This is a genomic window from Staphylococcus sp. HMSC034C12 (assembly GCF_001835895.1).
GTDB lineage: Bacteria > Bacillota > Bacilli > Staphylococcales > Staphylococcaceae > Staphylococcus > Staphylococcus hominis.
This window is the reverse complement of sequence record NZ_KV826310.1, coordinates 1-14,134: the sequence shown is the minus strand read 5'-3', so window position 1 is coordinate 14,134 and position 14,134 is coordinate 1. Positions and strand designations below refer to the sequence as shown.

Sequence of the window (14,134 nt, the reverse complement as noted above, 5' to 3'; positions counted from 1 at the left end):
CGAGGAGCCTAAGTATGATTGAAGTTTCTTTAAAACAAATTCAAAAATGGATATCTTGCGATATTGATGAAGCATATTTAGAACATCAAATTAAAGGAGTCACTATCGATTCTCGTCATGTAGAAAAAGAGATGTTATTTGTTCCATTTAAAGGTGAAAATGTAGACGGTCATCGTTTTGTAGAACAAGCACTAAAAGATGGTGCTGGTGCTTCATTTTATGAAAAAGGACAGGATATTAGCGATTCAATTCAAGGACCTATTATATGGGTAGATGATACATTAACTGCTTTACAACAATTAGCTAAAGCGTACTTAAAGCATGTTAATCCAAAAGTAATTGGAGTGACCGGCTCTAATGGTAAAACCACAACAAAAGATATGATTGAAAGTGTGTTACATACCGAATTTAGAGTCAAAAAAACACAAGGTAACTATAACAATGAAATTGGTTTACCTTTAACCATTCTTCAATTAGACAAAGACACAGAAATTTCTATTTTGGAAATGGGTATGTCAGGATTCCATGAAATTGAATTGTTATCTAAAATTGCGGAACCTGATATTGCGGTTATCACAAATATTGGTGAATCTCACATGCAAGATTTAGGTTCTAGAGAAGGTATTGCTAAAGCCAAATCTGAAATTACTATTGGTCTTAAATCTGATGGCACATTTATATATGATGGAGATGAACCACTTCTAAAACCGCATGTTGAAAATGTGAAAGATGCTAAACTTGTTAGTGTTGGTTTAAATCATGACAATACATTAGTATGTAAAGTGGAAAATAGTAAAAATGATGGTATAGCATTTACGATAAATAACAAGGAACATTATGAATTACCAATTTTAGGTATTCACAACATGAAAAATGCTACTATCGCTATTGCAATTGGACATGAACTTGGTTTAGATTACGACACAATTCAAAAGAATATAAGTAATGTACAACTCACAGGTATGCGTATGGAACGACATGTTACTAATAATCAAATTACGGTTATTAATGATGCTTACAATGCAAGTCCAACAAGTATGAAAGCTGCTATTGATACATTAAGTAATATGAATGGACGTAAAATCATTGTACTCGCTGATTCTTTAGAATTAGGTGAAAATAGTCAACGTATGCATGAAGATGTAGGTGCTTATTTGGACAATAAAGGTATTCATACGTTACTTACTTACGGTAATGATGCTAAGTTTATAAGTCGTACAGGTGGCCAGTTTGTGGAAGATGTAGCTTATTTTTCAGATAAAAATGAACTGACTCATTATTTAAAGTCTATTTTACAACCTGATGACAAAGTGTTAATTAAAGGGTCACGTGGTAATAAACTTGAAGAAGTAGTAAATGCTTTAATTTAATTATTAATAATAATTAAGAGTTGCTTAGAAATGAAAGGTTTCAAAGCAACTTCTTTTTATTATTTTAATAGAACCAATACTCTACTTAAAAATGTTATTTGCTGTAGATATGAAAATTGCTTTATTGCTATAACTATTTTTAGGTGGTACTATATAGAAGTTGACGTAATAAGAAGACCTTATATACAAAAACGTATATTGATAAATAAAAGAATTAAAAGGAGAATTATATTGCAAAATTTTAAAGAATTAGGGATTTCGGATAAAACGGTAAAAACCCTAGAAGAAATGGGTTTTAAAGAACCAACACCGATCCAAAAAGAAAGTATCCCTTATACATTAGAAGGAAAAGATATCCTTGGTCAAGCTCAGACAGGTACGGGTAAAACAGGAGCTTTTGGTATCCCTTTAATAGAAAAAGTTGTTGGAAAATCAGGCGTTCAAGCTTTAATTTTAGCACCTACAAGAGAATTAGCAATGCAAGTTGCTGAACAATTACGCGAATTCAGTCGTGGACAAAATATTCAAGTTGTTACTGTCTTTGGTGGTATGCCAATTGATAGACAAATTAAAGCGTTAAAACGTGGGCCTCAAATTGTAGTAGGAACACCAGGACGTGTTATCGATCATTTAAATCGTCGTACATTAAAAACGAATGATATTCATACTTTAATTTTAGATGAAGCGGACGAAATGATGAACATGGGCTTCATTGATGATATGAGATTTATTATGGATAAAATCCCTGCTGAACAACGACAAACAATGTTATTTTCAGCGACAATGCCTAAAGCTATTCAGACATTAGTACAACAATTTATGAAGTCACCACAAATTGTTAAAACAATGAACAATGAAATGTCTGATCCTCAAATCGACGAATACTATACAATTGTTAAAGAGTTAGAAAAATTTGATACATTTACTAATTTCTTAGATGTACATCAACCTGAGTTAGCTATTGTATTTGGTAGAACTAAACGTCGTGTGGATGAGTTAACAAGTGCATTGCTTACTAAGGGTTACAAAGCAGAAGGATTACATGGAGACATTACACAAGCCAAACGTTTAGAAGTACTTAAAAAATTCAAAAACGATCAAATTGATATATTAGTTGCCACAGACGTTGCAGCACGTGGTCTTGATATTTCAGGTGTAAGTCACGTATATAATTTTGATATACCTCAAGATACTGAAAGTTATACACATAGAATTGGACGTACAGGTCGTGCAGGTAAAGAAGGTATTGCTGTTACGTTTGTTAACCCAATTGAAATGGATTACATTCGTCAAATTGAAGAAGTAAATGACAGAAGAATGAAAGCTTTAAGACCACCTCATCGTAAAGAAGTGCTTAAAGCACGTGAAGAAGATATTAAAGACAAAGTTAAAAACTGGATGTCACGTGAGAGTGAAGATCGTTTAAAACGTATTTCTAGTGAATTATTAGAAGAATATGATAGTACTGAATTAGTAGCTTCATTATTACAAGAACTTGTCGAAGCAAACGATGAAGTTGAAGTTCAATTAACTTTCGAAAAGCCACTTGCAAGAAAGAGTCGTAATAATAAAGGTAATCAATCAAGACGTGGTGGTAAACGAAATAATAAATTTGATAACAAAAATAAACGATCAAAAGGTAATTTCAACAAGAAAAAAGGTAAAAAACAAGATCGTCGAGATAGACAAGATAAAAGAAAAACATCTATCAAAGGTCGTACGTTTGCTGATTTACAAAAATAGTTGTTATAGATAAGAATAAATTTGCTTGATTGAGCTTGAGATATAAACATATGTCTCAAGCTCTTTTTGATTATAAGTTACCTATTAAATTTATAAATGCTTATACTAATATTATTTTAAAGAAAAAGAGGATAATTGATCGTATTTAAATAGATAGTATTCAGTTTTGGTTTTTACATTAATATCTATCATATTATTTTTAAAAAATAGTATGATATAATATAAAAAAATTGTTAAGGAGTTTATTGTGCAATTACATCACTCTTTTCATAAAAGTCCTAAATCCGCATTTTTATATCATTGGTTAGTAAGTGGAGTCACGTTACTAATAGAGCTCATTATTTTGGGTGGTGGGTTGTGTTGTTGGAAAGCATTTCACTGGCCACATTTTATTTTTTATATTCTACTTGTGTTAACTATTTGTTCTCTTATTCGTTTTATTCTCCAACCTATCAATAGATACTCTTATAGATTTTATAATATAGAAAATAAGAACATAGAAATTTTAAATACTTTTATTTTTAAAAGGTACAAAACAACAAAAATTGAAAGGTTACAACTTTTAAAGGTTAAAACAAATCCGTTATTAAAACAGTTTAATCTTAAGAGAATCATTGTTGTAACTGCAGGTCATGAACTCACAACACCTGTTGTTTCTAATAAAGAAGCAGAACGATTAATATTACATATCTTATCACAAATGCGAGGTAGTAATGATGATATTTAAACCTCAAAAACTACATCCGATTTCTTATTTCACGGGTCTAATAAATGTTATAAAGCAAAACATTTTTGTCATTATCGTGTTTATTGGATTTAATATATGGAATTTTGATTTTACAAATATTAGACATTATATTGGACCAGGTATCTTTTTATTGATTATTCTTTTTTCTATGATTAATCAATTTCAAAAAGTACGTCTAACGCGTTATTGGATAGAAAATGATCAATTTATAGTCACATCTGGATGGTTAAATAAAAAACGCAAAGAATTAAATTTGAATCGAATTCAATCCTTAGATACCACACAAGGACTGATTAATCAATTAGTAGGTGGAGTACGACTACAAATTAAAACGCCGAGTGATGGTATTGAACTTGAAACGATTTCGAAACAACAAAGTGAATTGATTGAACGTACAATTAAAAAAAGACAACTTCAGTTAGATAGTCAAGAAATAGAGACTAATCATAAGCCCAATAATAGCGAACAAGAATTAATATCTGAAGATAATAGTAATAATAAAGTAATTTTTAAAATGTCTAATAAACTGTTGATTTTTATGTCATTGACCAGTGGCGTGATAGGTGTAGCATTCGCCACTATTTCCCCTATTATAGGTGCATTTGAAGATGTTATCCCATGGGAAAAATGGACATCTCGTCTTTTTCAATGGATACAGTCAGTGACGTTTTTAGTGACTATTATTATATTGACTGTACTTATATTTTGTTATGTTATAGGTACTCTAATTGTTTTTCTCCGTTATTATAACTATACAATCACACAACGTGATAATGAGTTGAAAATTACTTATGGATTACTAAATGTAAAAAATATCACAGTGCCTACTGAACGATTACAAGCAGTTGTAGAAAAACAGTCATTTATTAGAAAGTTATTTGGATATACCTCTATATACTTTATTATTACAAGTGATTTAGAAGTTAAATCTAATGAAGATGTAAGTGAAAATGGAAAAATTATGATTCTTCCATTTATTAATAAAAAAGAGGCATATTTTATTATTAGAAAATTAATTCCTGAAATGCAATTTAACTCTATTACTGAAAATGTACCAAAACGAGGATATCATCGACATTTTTTTATACCTAGTATCATATTAATTCTTGGCGCAACTATAGGTGCTTACTATTGGAGTATATGGAGTTATATGATAGCGATAATTATGATTATCTTTATGGCAATTCATGCGTATGTGTATATATCTGTTTCTGGATTATGCAATAGAAAAAATGAAATTGCACTTCGTCAAGTAAGTATCATGCATATTAATTCTTATTATTTTAAAAAGGATAAAATTATTGGTATGAATGTTAATCAAAATCCATTGTTAGAAAAGAGTCGTTTAGCACATTTACATTTTATTATAGCTAAGGGTGCGGTAAATGAAGATATTAAGCTTAAATATGCTTCTGAAAAACAGGTTCAATTAAATATTGAGACCTATTTAGGAGGGTCTAAGATTGAGTGAACATAGTTTTATGAACACGAGTGGTCTAAAGGTGATGAGAATCACATCATTGATAGGGCTTATAATTATTACTGTTTTTTTATTTCTACTCAATATGATAGATGTTTATTTTACTCATATATCAAAACTTTCAATTAATATCATTATTTCTATAGTCATTATATTGCTTTATATCATACTATTTATTATTGTTATTCCGCTTCTGAGATATCATTATTTCAGTTATTACTATGATGAAAACGAGATTCATATTAGAAAAGGTATCATAACTGTTGAAACAGATATGATACCGTTTTATAGAATACAAAATATAGAAGTCATAGAAGGATTCATAATGAGAAAATATAAATTAGCACATCTTCATTTATCTACTGCAGGTGGAGAATGCAATATAGAACTAATTGCAAAAAAAGAAGCGATTTATTTAAAACAAATGATTCAAAATAGAAAACACGAACTAGAACTATATGAATGATAAAGGATAATTAAGTGAGGTGTGGATATGATACATGGTATTGGTATTGATTTAATTGAAATTGACCGAATAAAAGACGTGTATATTAAACAAAGTGATAAATTAATACATAGAATACTAACAGAGCAAGAACAGCAAAAATTTAACTCTTTTAAAAATGATAAAAGAAAATTAGAATTTTTAGCAGGACGATTTGCAACTAAAGAAGCATTTAGTAAAGCATTAGGAACAGGGTTAGGAAAAACGGTAGCATTTAATGATATTGATTGTTATAACGATGAAAAGGGGAAACCTTGCATCGAATATCCTGGTTTTATTGTTCATGTCTCGATTACGCATACACAACATTACGCAATGAGTGAAGTAATATTAGAAAAGTAAATCATATCAATTTTTTATAAGTTTAAATAAGGAGGACTTCATATGTCAGATGTTGCTTATAGACCGACATATTTAATTGTAGATCTTGATGCCATTCTATACAATTATAATATTTTTAAAACACTTCAAAGTGATAAGTTGGTGATTCCTGTAATTAAAGCGAATGGATATGGATTAGGAAGTGTAAAAATAGCAGAAATTTTAGAAAATAATGGGGCTCAATTTTTTGCAGTTGCTACTTTAGATGAAGCCATTGAATTACGCTTACATAATGTAAATGCTAAACTATTAGTTTTAGGTGCGATATCACCGAAAGATATAAATAAAGCGATTCAATATGACATTACCTTAACTGTGCCTTCACAGTTTTGGTTAGAACGAGCGATTCATTATATAGAAGATAACTCAGATCATGTATATCTTCACGTGAAATTAGATACTGGAATGGGGAGACTAGGGATTAAAACGCTTGAAGAGTATCAGTTAGTCATTAATCTTATTAAAGAACATCCAAATCTTATTTTTGACGGCGTTTTTACTCACTTTGCCAATGCAGATGAACCTGGTGATTCAATGAAACAGCAATATGCATTTTTTGAAGAGTTGGTAACAAAAGCAGAGCGACCAAAATATATACATGCTCAAAACTCAGCGGGCGCTTTATTAGCAAATTGTAAATTATGCAATGCGTTAAGACTTGGAATTTCACTATATGGTTATTATCCTTCTGAATATGTTAGAAATGAAGTTGATGTTCAATTAAAACCAAGTGCTAAATTAATAACTCAAGTTGTTCAAACTAAATATTTAAATCCTGGAGACTCTGTAAGTTATGGAAGTACATTCACTGCAACTGAAAAAATGAAAATAGCGGTTTTACCAATTGGATATGCAGATGGTTTCTTAAGATCTATGCAAGGATTTGCCGTAAATGTCAATCAACAGCAATGTGAAATCATTGGAAGAGTATGCATGGATCAAATGATTATTAGTGTACCAGATGATGTGAAAGAAGGAGATGAGGTTATTTTAATAGATAACAATTTAAATTCTTCACAAGCAGTAGAGGCATTAGCTGTAAAACAAAATACAATTAATTATGAAGTTTTATGTAATTTAGGACGCAGACTTCCAAGAATATATTATTTAAATAAAAAATTTGAAGTTACAAATGAATTATTAAATTAGTATAGTCACTTGTTACAAAATTTGTTATTATAAAACTAAATTAAAGTTTATAATGTCTTGTTTGTATCAATTGGAGGTTCATAGTATGTTAACTTTTAATCAGAATAGAAGCCATAGTCTTGAACAATCATTAAAAGAGGGCTATGTCCAAATGGCCGATTTAAACCTCTCCCTAGCAACAGAAGCATTTCCATTAGAATGTGAAGCTTGTGATTGTAACGAATCATATCTTACATCTAATTATAAAAGTGAATGATTAGAAGAGGCGATGTATATTTAGCTGATTTATCACCAGTTCAAGGGTCTGAACAAGGGGGAGTAAGACCTGTAGTTATCATTCAAAATGATACTGGTAATAAATATAGTCCTACAGTAATCGTTGCTGCGATTACTGGTAGGATTAATAAAGCGAAAATACCAACACATGTAGAAATAGAAAAGAAAAAATATCGTTTAGATAAAGATTCAGTCATTCTTTTAGAACAAATACGAACATTGGATAAAAAAAGATTGAAAGAGAAACTTACATATTTATCAGAAGATAAAATGAAAGAAGTTGACGATGCATTGGATATCAGTTTAGGTTTACACGATGTTCGTCCTCAAAAAAATTAGTATTTTATATGTATAATCCAAAAAATATGAAATAAACTTTTGAAATAAATCAATTGTACTTTTGAAAAGTTTTAATTAGACTAAATTCAGTTGAATTCAATGATACTATTGAGTAAGTTTATGACTATTTAGAGATATCGCAGTAGTTAACTGAATTGAAAATATTTAACTTAAGTTTTCAATTTCAATTAACCTTGCGGGGGTAAGACAGCATATTCACAAAATGAATACTGTCTTGCTCCCTTTTTAAGTAGAAGAGTTATTTTAGAATAATATACATTTGATATTAATGAATAAATTTAAAATGTTGTATTGTGTCAGACAATATTTAAACATATTTTAATCAGCTATGAAGTAAGGAGGCAAAATTCGTGGAAGAATTTAAAAAAAACTATAAGCAACTTATAGATGAGAGCTTGGTTACTAAAAATAAAGAACAATTTTTAAAGAAGTGCGATGAATTCACTGAAGAAGTAATCAAAAAGGATATTCTACCAGAAGATGTTGTTGATTTACATAAAACGTATATTGCTTCTTTAAATTTAAAAACATCTCAAATCTTAGATACATTAGACGTATTAGAAGAAGTAGTAAAAGGCTTTGGATATAGCTATAGAGATTATCAAAATTTAGTTGATAAAATGCAATTCCACGATAAAGAAATTGACTTAGCCTCTAGACTTCAACAAACGATGTTAAAAACAGACATTCCACAGTTTGATAGTATACAAATAGGTGTTATTTCAGTAGCTGCTCAAAAAGTAAGTGGAGACTATTTTAATTTAATTGATCATAGAGATGGTACGATGAGTTTTGCTGTAGCAGATGTTATAGGGAAAGGGATTCCAGCAGCATTAGCAATGAGTATGATTAAATTTGGAATGGATTCCTATGGTCATTCACAATTACCAAGTGATGGTTTAAAACGACTCAATCGTGTGGTAGAAAAAAATGTTAATCAAAATATGTTCGTCACGATGTTTTATGGACTATATGAAGAAATGAATCACTTATTATATTGTAGTTCAGCAGGTCATGAACCAGGATACATTTATAGAGCTGAAACTGAAACATTTGAAGAAATTGAAGTTCGAGGAAGAGTACTTGGTGTAAGTCAACATACGCGATATAGTCAACAAGAAATTCCAATATATTTAGATGATTTAATTATTATTTTTACTGATGGTGTAACAGAAGCTAGAAATAAAAAGGGGGAGTTTATTGCAAAAGATACTGTTCTTAATTTAATTAGAAAATATAAGCATATGCATCCCCAAGATATTGTTCAAATCTTATATGAAGCCATTTTAAAAATACAAAATACGCAAAAAAGAGATGACATGACAATTTTAGTAATAAAAAGAGTGAATTAATTATTTAATTTTTTGATTATATTATAATAATAATGGGTATAGTTGCTATAGTATACATATCGAAAAAGATTAGGAGTGTAAGTAAATGAATCTTAATATAGAAACGATAACCCATGATGATTATTATGAAGTTATTGTTGGTGGAGAGTTAGACGTATATACAGTACCCGAGTTAGAAGAAGTACTTGTGCCTATGCGCCAAGAAGGAAATCATGATATTCACGTGAACTTAGCAAATGTAAGTTATATGGATTCAACGGGTTTAGGCTTATTTGTAGGAACATTAAAGGCTCTAAATCAAAATGATAAAGAATTATATATTTTAGGTGTCACAGATAGAATTAGTAGATTATTTGATATTACTGGTTTAAAAGATTTAATGCACGTTAATGAAGGAACGGAGGTAGAGTAATTTGTCACTCAAAAATGATTATATTGAAATGAAGTTACCTGCCTCAGCAGAATATGTAAGTTTAATTCGCCTTACCTTATCAGGAGTATTTACAAGAGCAGGTGCTTCATACGATGATATTGAAGATTCAAAAATTGCAGTAAGTGAAGCGGTTACTAATGCTGTCAAACATGCGTATAAACATAGTGAACAAAATGGTATGATTAATATTTGTTTTGAATTATTTGATGACAAAATTAAGATTATTATTTCAGATCAAGGTGAAAGTTTTGACTACGAATCTACAAAATCAAAATTAGGGCCTTACCAAGAAAACGAAAATATCGATTTCTTACGTGAAGGTGGGCTAGGGCTATTTTTGATTGAATCATTAATGGATGAAGTAAAAGTTTCAAAAGAGTCTGGTGTAACAATTAGTATGATTAAGTATATAAAAAAAGAGCAGGTGCCAAATAATGACGAAAGAGTCGAAATCAGTTAATGAGATATCACCTGAACAAATTAACCAATGGATTAAAGAACACCAAGACAATATAAATCCTCATGCGCAAGATAAATTAGTTAAACATTATCGCAAACTAATTGAATCATTAGCATATAAGTATTCAAAAGGACAATCACATCATGAAGATTTAGTTCAAGTGGGTATGGTTGGTTTAATAGGTGCTATTAACAGATTTGATATATCTTTCGATCGCAAATTTGAAGCATTCTTAGTGCCAACTGTTATTGGTGAGATTAAAAGATATTTACGAGATAAGACATGGAGCGTTCATGTTCCTAGAAGAATTAAAGAAATTGGTCCAAGAATAAAAAAAGTGGGCGATGAACTTACGAATGAACTCGGACGTTCTCCTTCAATTTTAGAAATCGCGAATCGTTTAGAAGTAAATGAAGAAGAAGTATTAGAAGCCATGGAAATGGGTCAAAGCTATAACGCACTTAGCGTAGATCATTCAATTGAAGCAGATAAGGATGGATCTACAGTTACATTGTTAGATATTATGGGTCAACAAGATGATAATTATGACCTTACTGAAAAACGAATGATTCTTGAACGTATTTTACCAATCTTATCTGATAGAGAAAGAGAAATTATTCAATGTACTTTCATTGAAGGATTAAGTCAAAAGGAAACTGGTGAACGTATTGGACTTAGTCAAATGCATGTATCTAGATTACAACGAACTGCAATACGAAAATTACAACAAGCTGCTAAGCAATGAAATTGAGGAGCGACCAATGAGTTCATATTGAATTCTATGGCGCTCCTTTTATTGTTAAAAATGTAATGTAAAAATAAAGATATGTTAAAATTAAAGAGAATTTATATACAAAGAGTGGTTATAACATGGAAAAGACATTAATTAATGATATTGTAAAAAAATATCAATTTTTAGAAAAACAAGTCATAGCTGTATTAAATCTATTAGAGGAAAATAACACAGTACCTTTTATTGCCAGATATCGAAAAGAAGCAACTGGTGGTTTAGATGAGGTTCAAATTAAACAAATATCTGATGAATATCAATATGTAGCGCATCTTCAAAAACGTAAAGAAGAAGTTATACATAATATTGAACAACAAGGTTTACTTACTGATGAATTAAAGCAAGACATTCTTCAACAAACAAAATTACAACGTGTAGAAGATTTATATCGTCCTTTTAAACAAAAAAAGAAAACTAGAGCAACTGAAGCAAAACGAAAAGGATTAGCACCATTAGCTCACTTTTTAATAGAAGGACAAAGTATGAATGTAAATGAAGAAGCTAGAAAATATTTAAGTGAAGAAGTTAAAACAGTTGATGAGGCAATTCAAGGTGCTCAAGATATTATTGCTGAACGTATTTCGGATAATCCTAAGTATCGACAACGTTTACTTAAAGACGTTTATTATCAAGGAAAGATTGTGACAACAAAGAAAAAACAAGCAAATGATGAAAAAGAGATATTTAGTATGTACTATGATTATTCTGAGCCTATAAAAAGAATAGTTAATCATCGAATTTTAGCAATGAATCGTGGAGAAAAAGAAAAAGTATTGTCAATTAAAATTGAATTTGATACTACTTCAATAGAAACATTTATACAATCGCAAGAAGTAAAAAAAGCTCATCAACTAGTTGAATATATTGAGTCTGCAATTAAAGACAGTTTAAAACGTTTAATCTTGCCTTCAATTGAAAGAGAAATTCGAAATGATTTAACTGAAAAAGCAGAGCATCACGCTATAGAAGTGTTTAGTGAAAATTTAAAACATTTATTATTACAGCCTCCTATGAAAGGTAAACAAATTTTAGGTGTCGATCCAGCATTTAGAACTGGATGTAAATTAGCTGTTATTAATCCTTTTGGAACATTTATTGCTAAAAGTGTTATATATCCTCATCCTCCAAAATCTAAAATAGAATTGGCAGAAAAAGAATTAGTTAGAATGATAACTGAAAATAATGTTGAATTAATTGCAATTGGTAATGGTACAGCAAGTCGTGAAACGGAACAATTTGTAGCAAATGTAATAAAAAAATATCAACTAAATGCTCAATTTATTATCGTAAATGAAGCAGGAGCTTCTGTATATTCTACTTCTGAAATAGCAAGAAATGAATTTCCAGAGTTTCAAGTTGAAGAACGAAGTGCAGTGTCTATTGGTAGACGTGTGCAAGATCCGCTTAGTGAATTAGTGAAAATTGATCCTAAATCTATTGGAGTAGGACAGTATCAACATGATGTAAACCAAAAAGAACTTGAACAAGCTCTCACATTTGTCGTAGAAACTGCAGTTAACCAAGTAGGTGTAGATGTAAATACCGCTTCAAAATCTTTACTTCAATATGTTTCGGGATTATCAAGTACCATTGCTCAAAATATAATTGATTATCGTGAAGAAAATGGATCTATAAAGCATCATTCCGAAATAAGCAAAGTAAAACGTTTGGGTAGTAAAACGTTTGAACAAAGTATCGGATTTTTAAGAATAGTTAATGGTAAAGAACCATTAGATAATACATCTATTCATCCAGAAAGTTATCAAGCGACATATCAGTTTTTAGAAAGTTTACAACTATCAATTGATGATTTAGGTTCAGATAAACTTAAACAAACACTTAGCGATATTAATATTGAAGAAAAATCAAACGAAATTGGAATAGGCAAACCAACACTAGAAGATATTATAAAATCTCTTAAAGCGCCAAATCGTGATCCTCGTGATAGCTATGAAACACCACAGTTAAAATCTGACATATTATCAATCGAAGACTTGTCTAAAGGTATGAAGTTAAGTGGAACGGTTAGAAATGTAGTAGATTTTGGAGCATTTGTAGATATAGGTGTTAAACAAGATGGTTTAGTTCACATTTCAAAATTATCAAAGAAATATGTTAAAAATCCTATGGATGTTATTAGTGTAGGAGATATAGTTGATGTTTGGATTTTAAATATTGATAAAAATAAAGAAAAAGTATCATTGACTATGATTAATCCTAATGAATAATAAAATGCTTCAAAAGTTAGTAGAAACAACTTCACTTGAGTATTTTAAACAACCTTTTAAACATAAAGCGTATTTTAATTCTCGATTACGAACAACAGGCGGACGATATGTATTATCTACACACCATATTGAGATTAATCCGAAGCAATTTTCTCGTTTTGGAAAAGAGGCTTTAATAAATATCATAAAGCATGAACTATGTCATTATCATTTACATTTATCCGGAAAAGGTTATCAACACAAGGATCATGACTTTAAAATGCTAAGCAATAAAGTTCAAGCGCCAAGATTTTGTCAGCCGATTCAAAGCTATGAAGAAAGAGCAAATTATATATATCAATGTTGTAAATGTAAAACTACATATCTAAGAATTAGAAAAGTTAATACTGATAAAATGAGATGTGGTAAATGTGGAAGTAAATTGAAATTAAAGATGTATTTATAAATAAATTTAAATATGAACAATAAGACTTTACTAATATAACAATGTCCTTTAAAAACCTACAATGTTGTAGGTTTTTAAACTTTTTAATAAAAACTATTGACTTATGTTTAAAAAGTATGTATTATAGTTATCGTTGTATTAATGAATGACGTAAACATTAAAAAATAGTAAATTTGTTTAAAATAATATTAAAAAGTTATTGACTTTTTATTACAAATCATTTACAATAAATACTGTTCTCGATAATCAATAGATTATTGCGTTTTGCCAGCGGTCGTGGCGGAATGGCAGACGCGCTAGGTTGAGGGCCTAGTGGGAGAAATCCCGTGGAGGTTCAAGTCCTCTCGGCCGCACCAAATCAATTCCAATCATTATATATTGCGGGTGTAGTTTAATGGCAAAACCTCAGCCTTC

15 protein-coding genes and 1 tRNA gene are annotated in these 14,134 nt (G+C 29.9%); all 16 read left to right on the top strand.

The features are described 5' to 3' along the window. The first annotated feature begins 14 nt into the window (after positions 1-14). Positions 15-1,370: a UDP-N-acetylmuramoyl-tripeptide--D-alanyl-D-alanine ligase gene (murF, locus tag HMPREF2629_RS02675; RefSeq protein ID WP_017174791.1), complete on the top strand. Its 1,356-nt coding sequence runs from the start codon at positions 15-17 to the stop codon at positions 1,368-1,370. A gap of 231 nt (positions 1,371-1,601) precedes the next feature. Further along, complete coding sequence (locus HMPREF2629_RS02670) at positions 1,602-3,113, top strand: degradosome RNA helicase CshA (protein ID WP_048787780.1); 1,512 nt, start codon at positions 1,602-1,604, stop codon at positions 3,111-3,113. 247 nt (positions 3,114-3,360) lie between these two features. Further along, positions 3,361-3,840 carry a PH domain-containing protein gene (locus tag HMPREF2629_RS02665; protein ID WP_017174793.1) on the top strand — a complete coding sequence of 160 codons (480 nt, stop codon included), beginning with the start codon at positions 3,361-3,363 and terminating at the stop codon, positions 3,838-3,840. After that, on the top strand, positions 3,830-5,332 hold the full coding sequence (locus tag HMPREF2629_RS02660; RefSeq protein WP_054105570.1) for a PH domain-containing protein: 1,503 nt from the start codon (positions 3,830-3,832) through the stop codon (positions 5,330-5,332). Before HMPREF2629_RS02665 ends, HMPREF2629_RS02660 begins: the two co-directional genes overlap by 11 nt. Next, positions 5,325-5,807: a PH domain-containing protein gene (locus HMPREF2629_RS02655; protein ID WP_049417165.1), complete on the top strand. Its 483-nt coding sequence runs from the start codon at positions 5,325-5,327 to the stop codon at positions 5,805-5,807. Before HMPREF2629_RS02660 ends, HMPREF2629_RS02655 begins: the two co-directional genes overlap by 8 nt. A gap of 27 nt (positions 5,808-5,834) precedes the next feature. Next, a complete protein-coding gene (gene acpS / locus HMPREF2629_RS02650; RefSeq protein WP_017174796.1) occupies positions 5,835-6,188 on the top strand; it encodes a holo-ACP synthase in 354 nt (117 codons plus the stop codon). Positions 6,189-6,230: 42 nt separating this feature from the next. Beyond that, positions 6,231-7,376: an alanine racemase gene (gene alr, locus HMPREF2629_RS02645; RefSeq protein ID WP_048787778.1), complete on the top strand. Its 1,146-nt coding sequence runs from the start codon at positions 6,231-6,233 to the stop codon at positions 7,374-7,376. An 85-nt stretch (positions 7,377-7,461) separates the two neighbouring features. Beyond that, a complete protein-coding gene (mazE, locus tag HMPREF2629_RS02640) occupies positions 7,462-7,632 on the top strand; it encodes a type II toxin-antitoxin system antitoxin MazE (RefSeq protein ID WP_002448681.1) in 171 nt (56 codons plus the stop codon). Beyond that, on the top strand, positions 7,629-7,991 hold the full coding sequence (locus HMPREF2629_RS02635) for a type II toxin-antitoxin system PemK/MazF family toxin (protein WP_017174798.1): 363 nt from the start codon (positions 7,629-7,631) through the stop codon (positions 7,989-7,991). The genes mazE and HMPREF2629_RS02635 overlap by 4 nt, the downstream gene beginning before the upstream one ends. Positions 7,992-8,362: 371 nt before the next feature. After that, positions 8,363-9,364, top strand: coding sequence for a SpoIIE family protein phosphatase (locus tag HMPREF2629_RS02630; RefSeq protein WP_017174799.1), 1,002 nt, complete (start codon positions 8,363-8,365; stop codon positions 9,362-9,364). A gap of 85 nt (positions 9,365-9,449) precedes the next feature. Then, positions 9,450-9,776, top strand: a complete 327-nt coding sequence (locus tag HMPREF2629_RS02625; RefSeq protein ID WP_002448686.1) for an anti-sigma factor antagonist — start codon at positions 9,450-9,452, stop codon at positions 9,774-9,776. Between the two features lie 28 nt (positions 9,777-9,804). Further along, positions 9,805-10,257: an anti-sigma B factor RsbW gene (gene rsbW, locus HMPREF2629_RS02620; RefSeq protein WP_049335593.1), complete on the top strand. Its 453-nt coding sequence runs from the start codon at positions 9,805-9,807 to the stop codon at positions 10,255-10,257. Continuing rightward, the gene (gene sigB / locus HMPREF2629_RS02615; RefSeq protein ID WP_017174800.1) at positions 10,232-11,002 is read left to right on the top strand and encodes an RNA polymerase sigma factor SigB; all 771 of its coding nucleotides are present in this window, start codon (positions 10,232-10,234) and stop codon (positions 11,000-11,002) included. Before rsbW ends, sigB begins: the two co-directional genes overlap by 26 nt. Before the next feature lie 125 nt (positions 11,003-11,127). Then, positions 11,128-13,275 carry a Tex family protein gene (locus HMPREF2629_RS02610; protein WP_070813134.1) on the top strand — a complete coding sequence of 716 codons (2,148 nt, stop codon included), beginning with the start codon at positions 11,128-11,130 and terminating at the stop codon, positions 13,273-13,275. Further along, the gene (locus HMPREF2629_RS02605; RefSeq protein WP_017174802.1) at positions 13,268-13,720 is read left to right on the top strand and encodes a SprT family protein; all 453 of its coding nucleotides are present in this window, start codon (positions 13,268-13,270) and stop codon (positions 13,718-13,720) included. Before HMPREF2629_RS02610 ends, HMPREF2629_RS02605 begins: the two co-directional genes overlap by 8 nt. Positions 13,721-13,990: 270 nt before the next feature. Then, a tRNA-Leu gene (locus tag HMPREF2629_RS02600) sits at positions 13,991-14,076 on the top strand. The last annotated feature ends 58 nt before the right edge of the window (positions 14,077-14,134 follow it).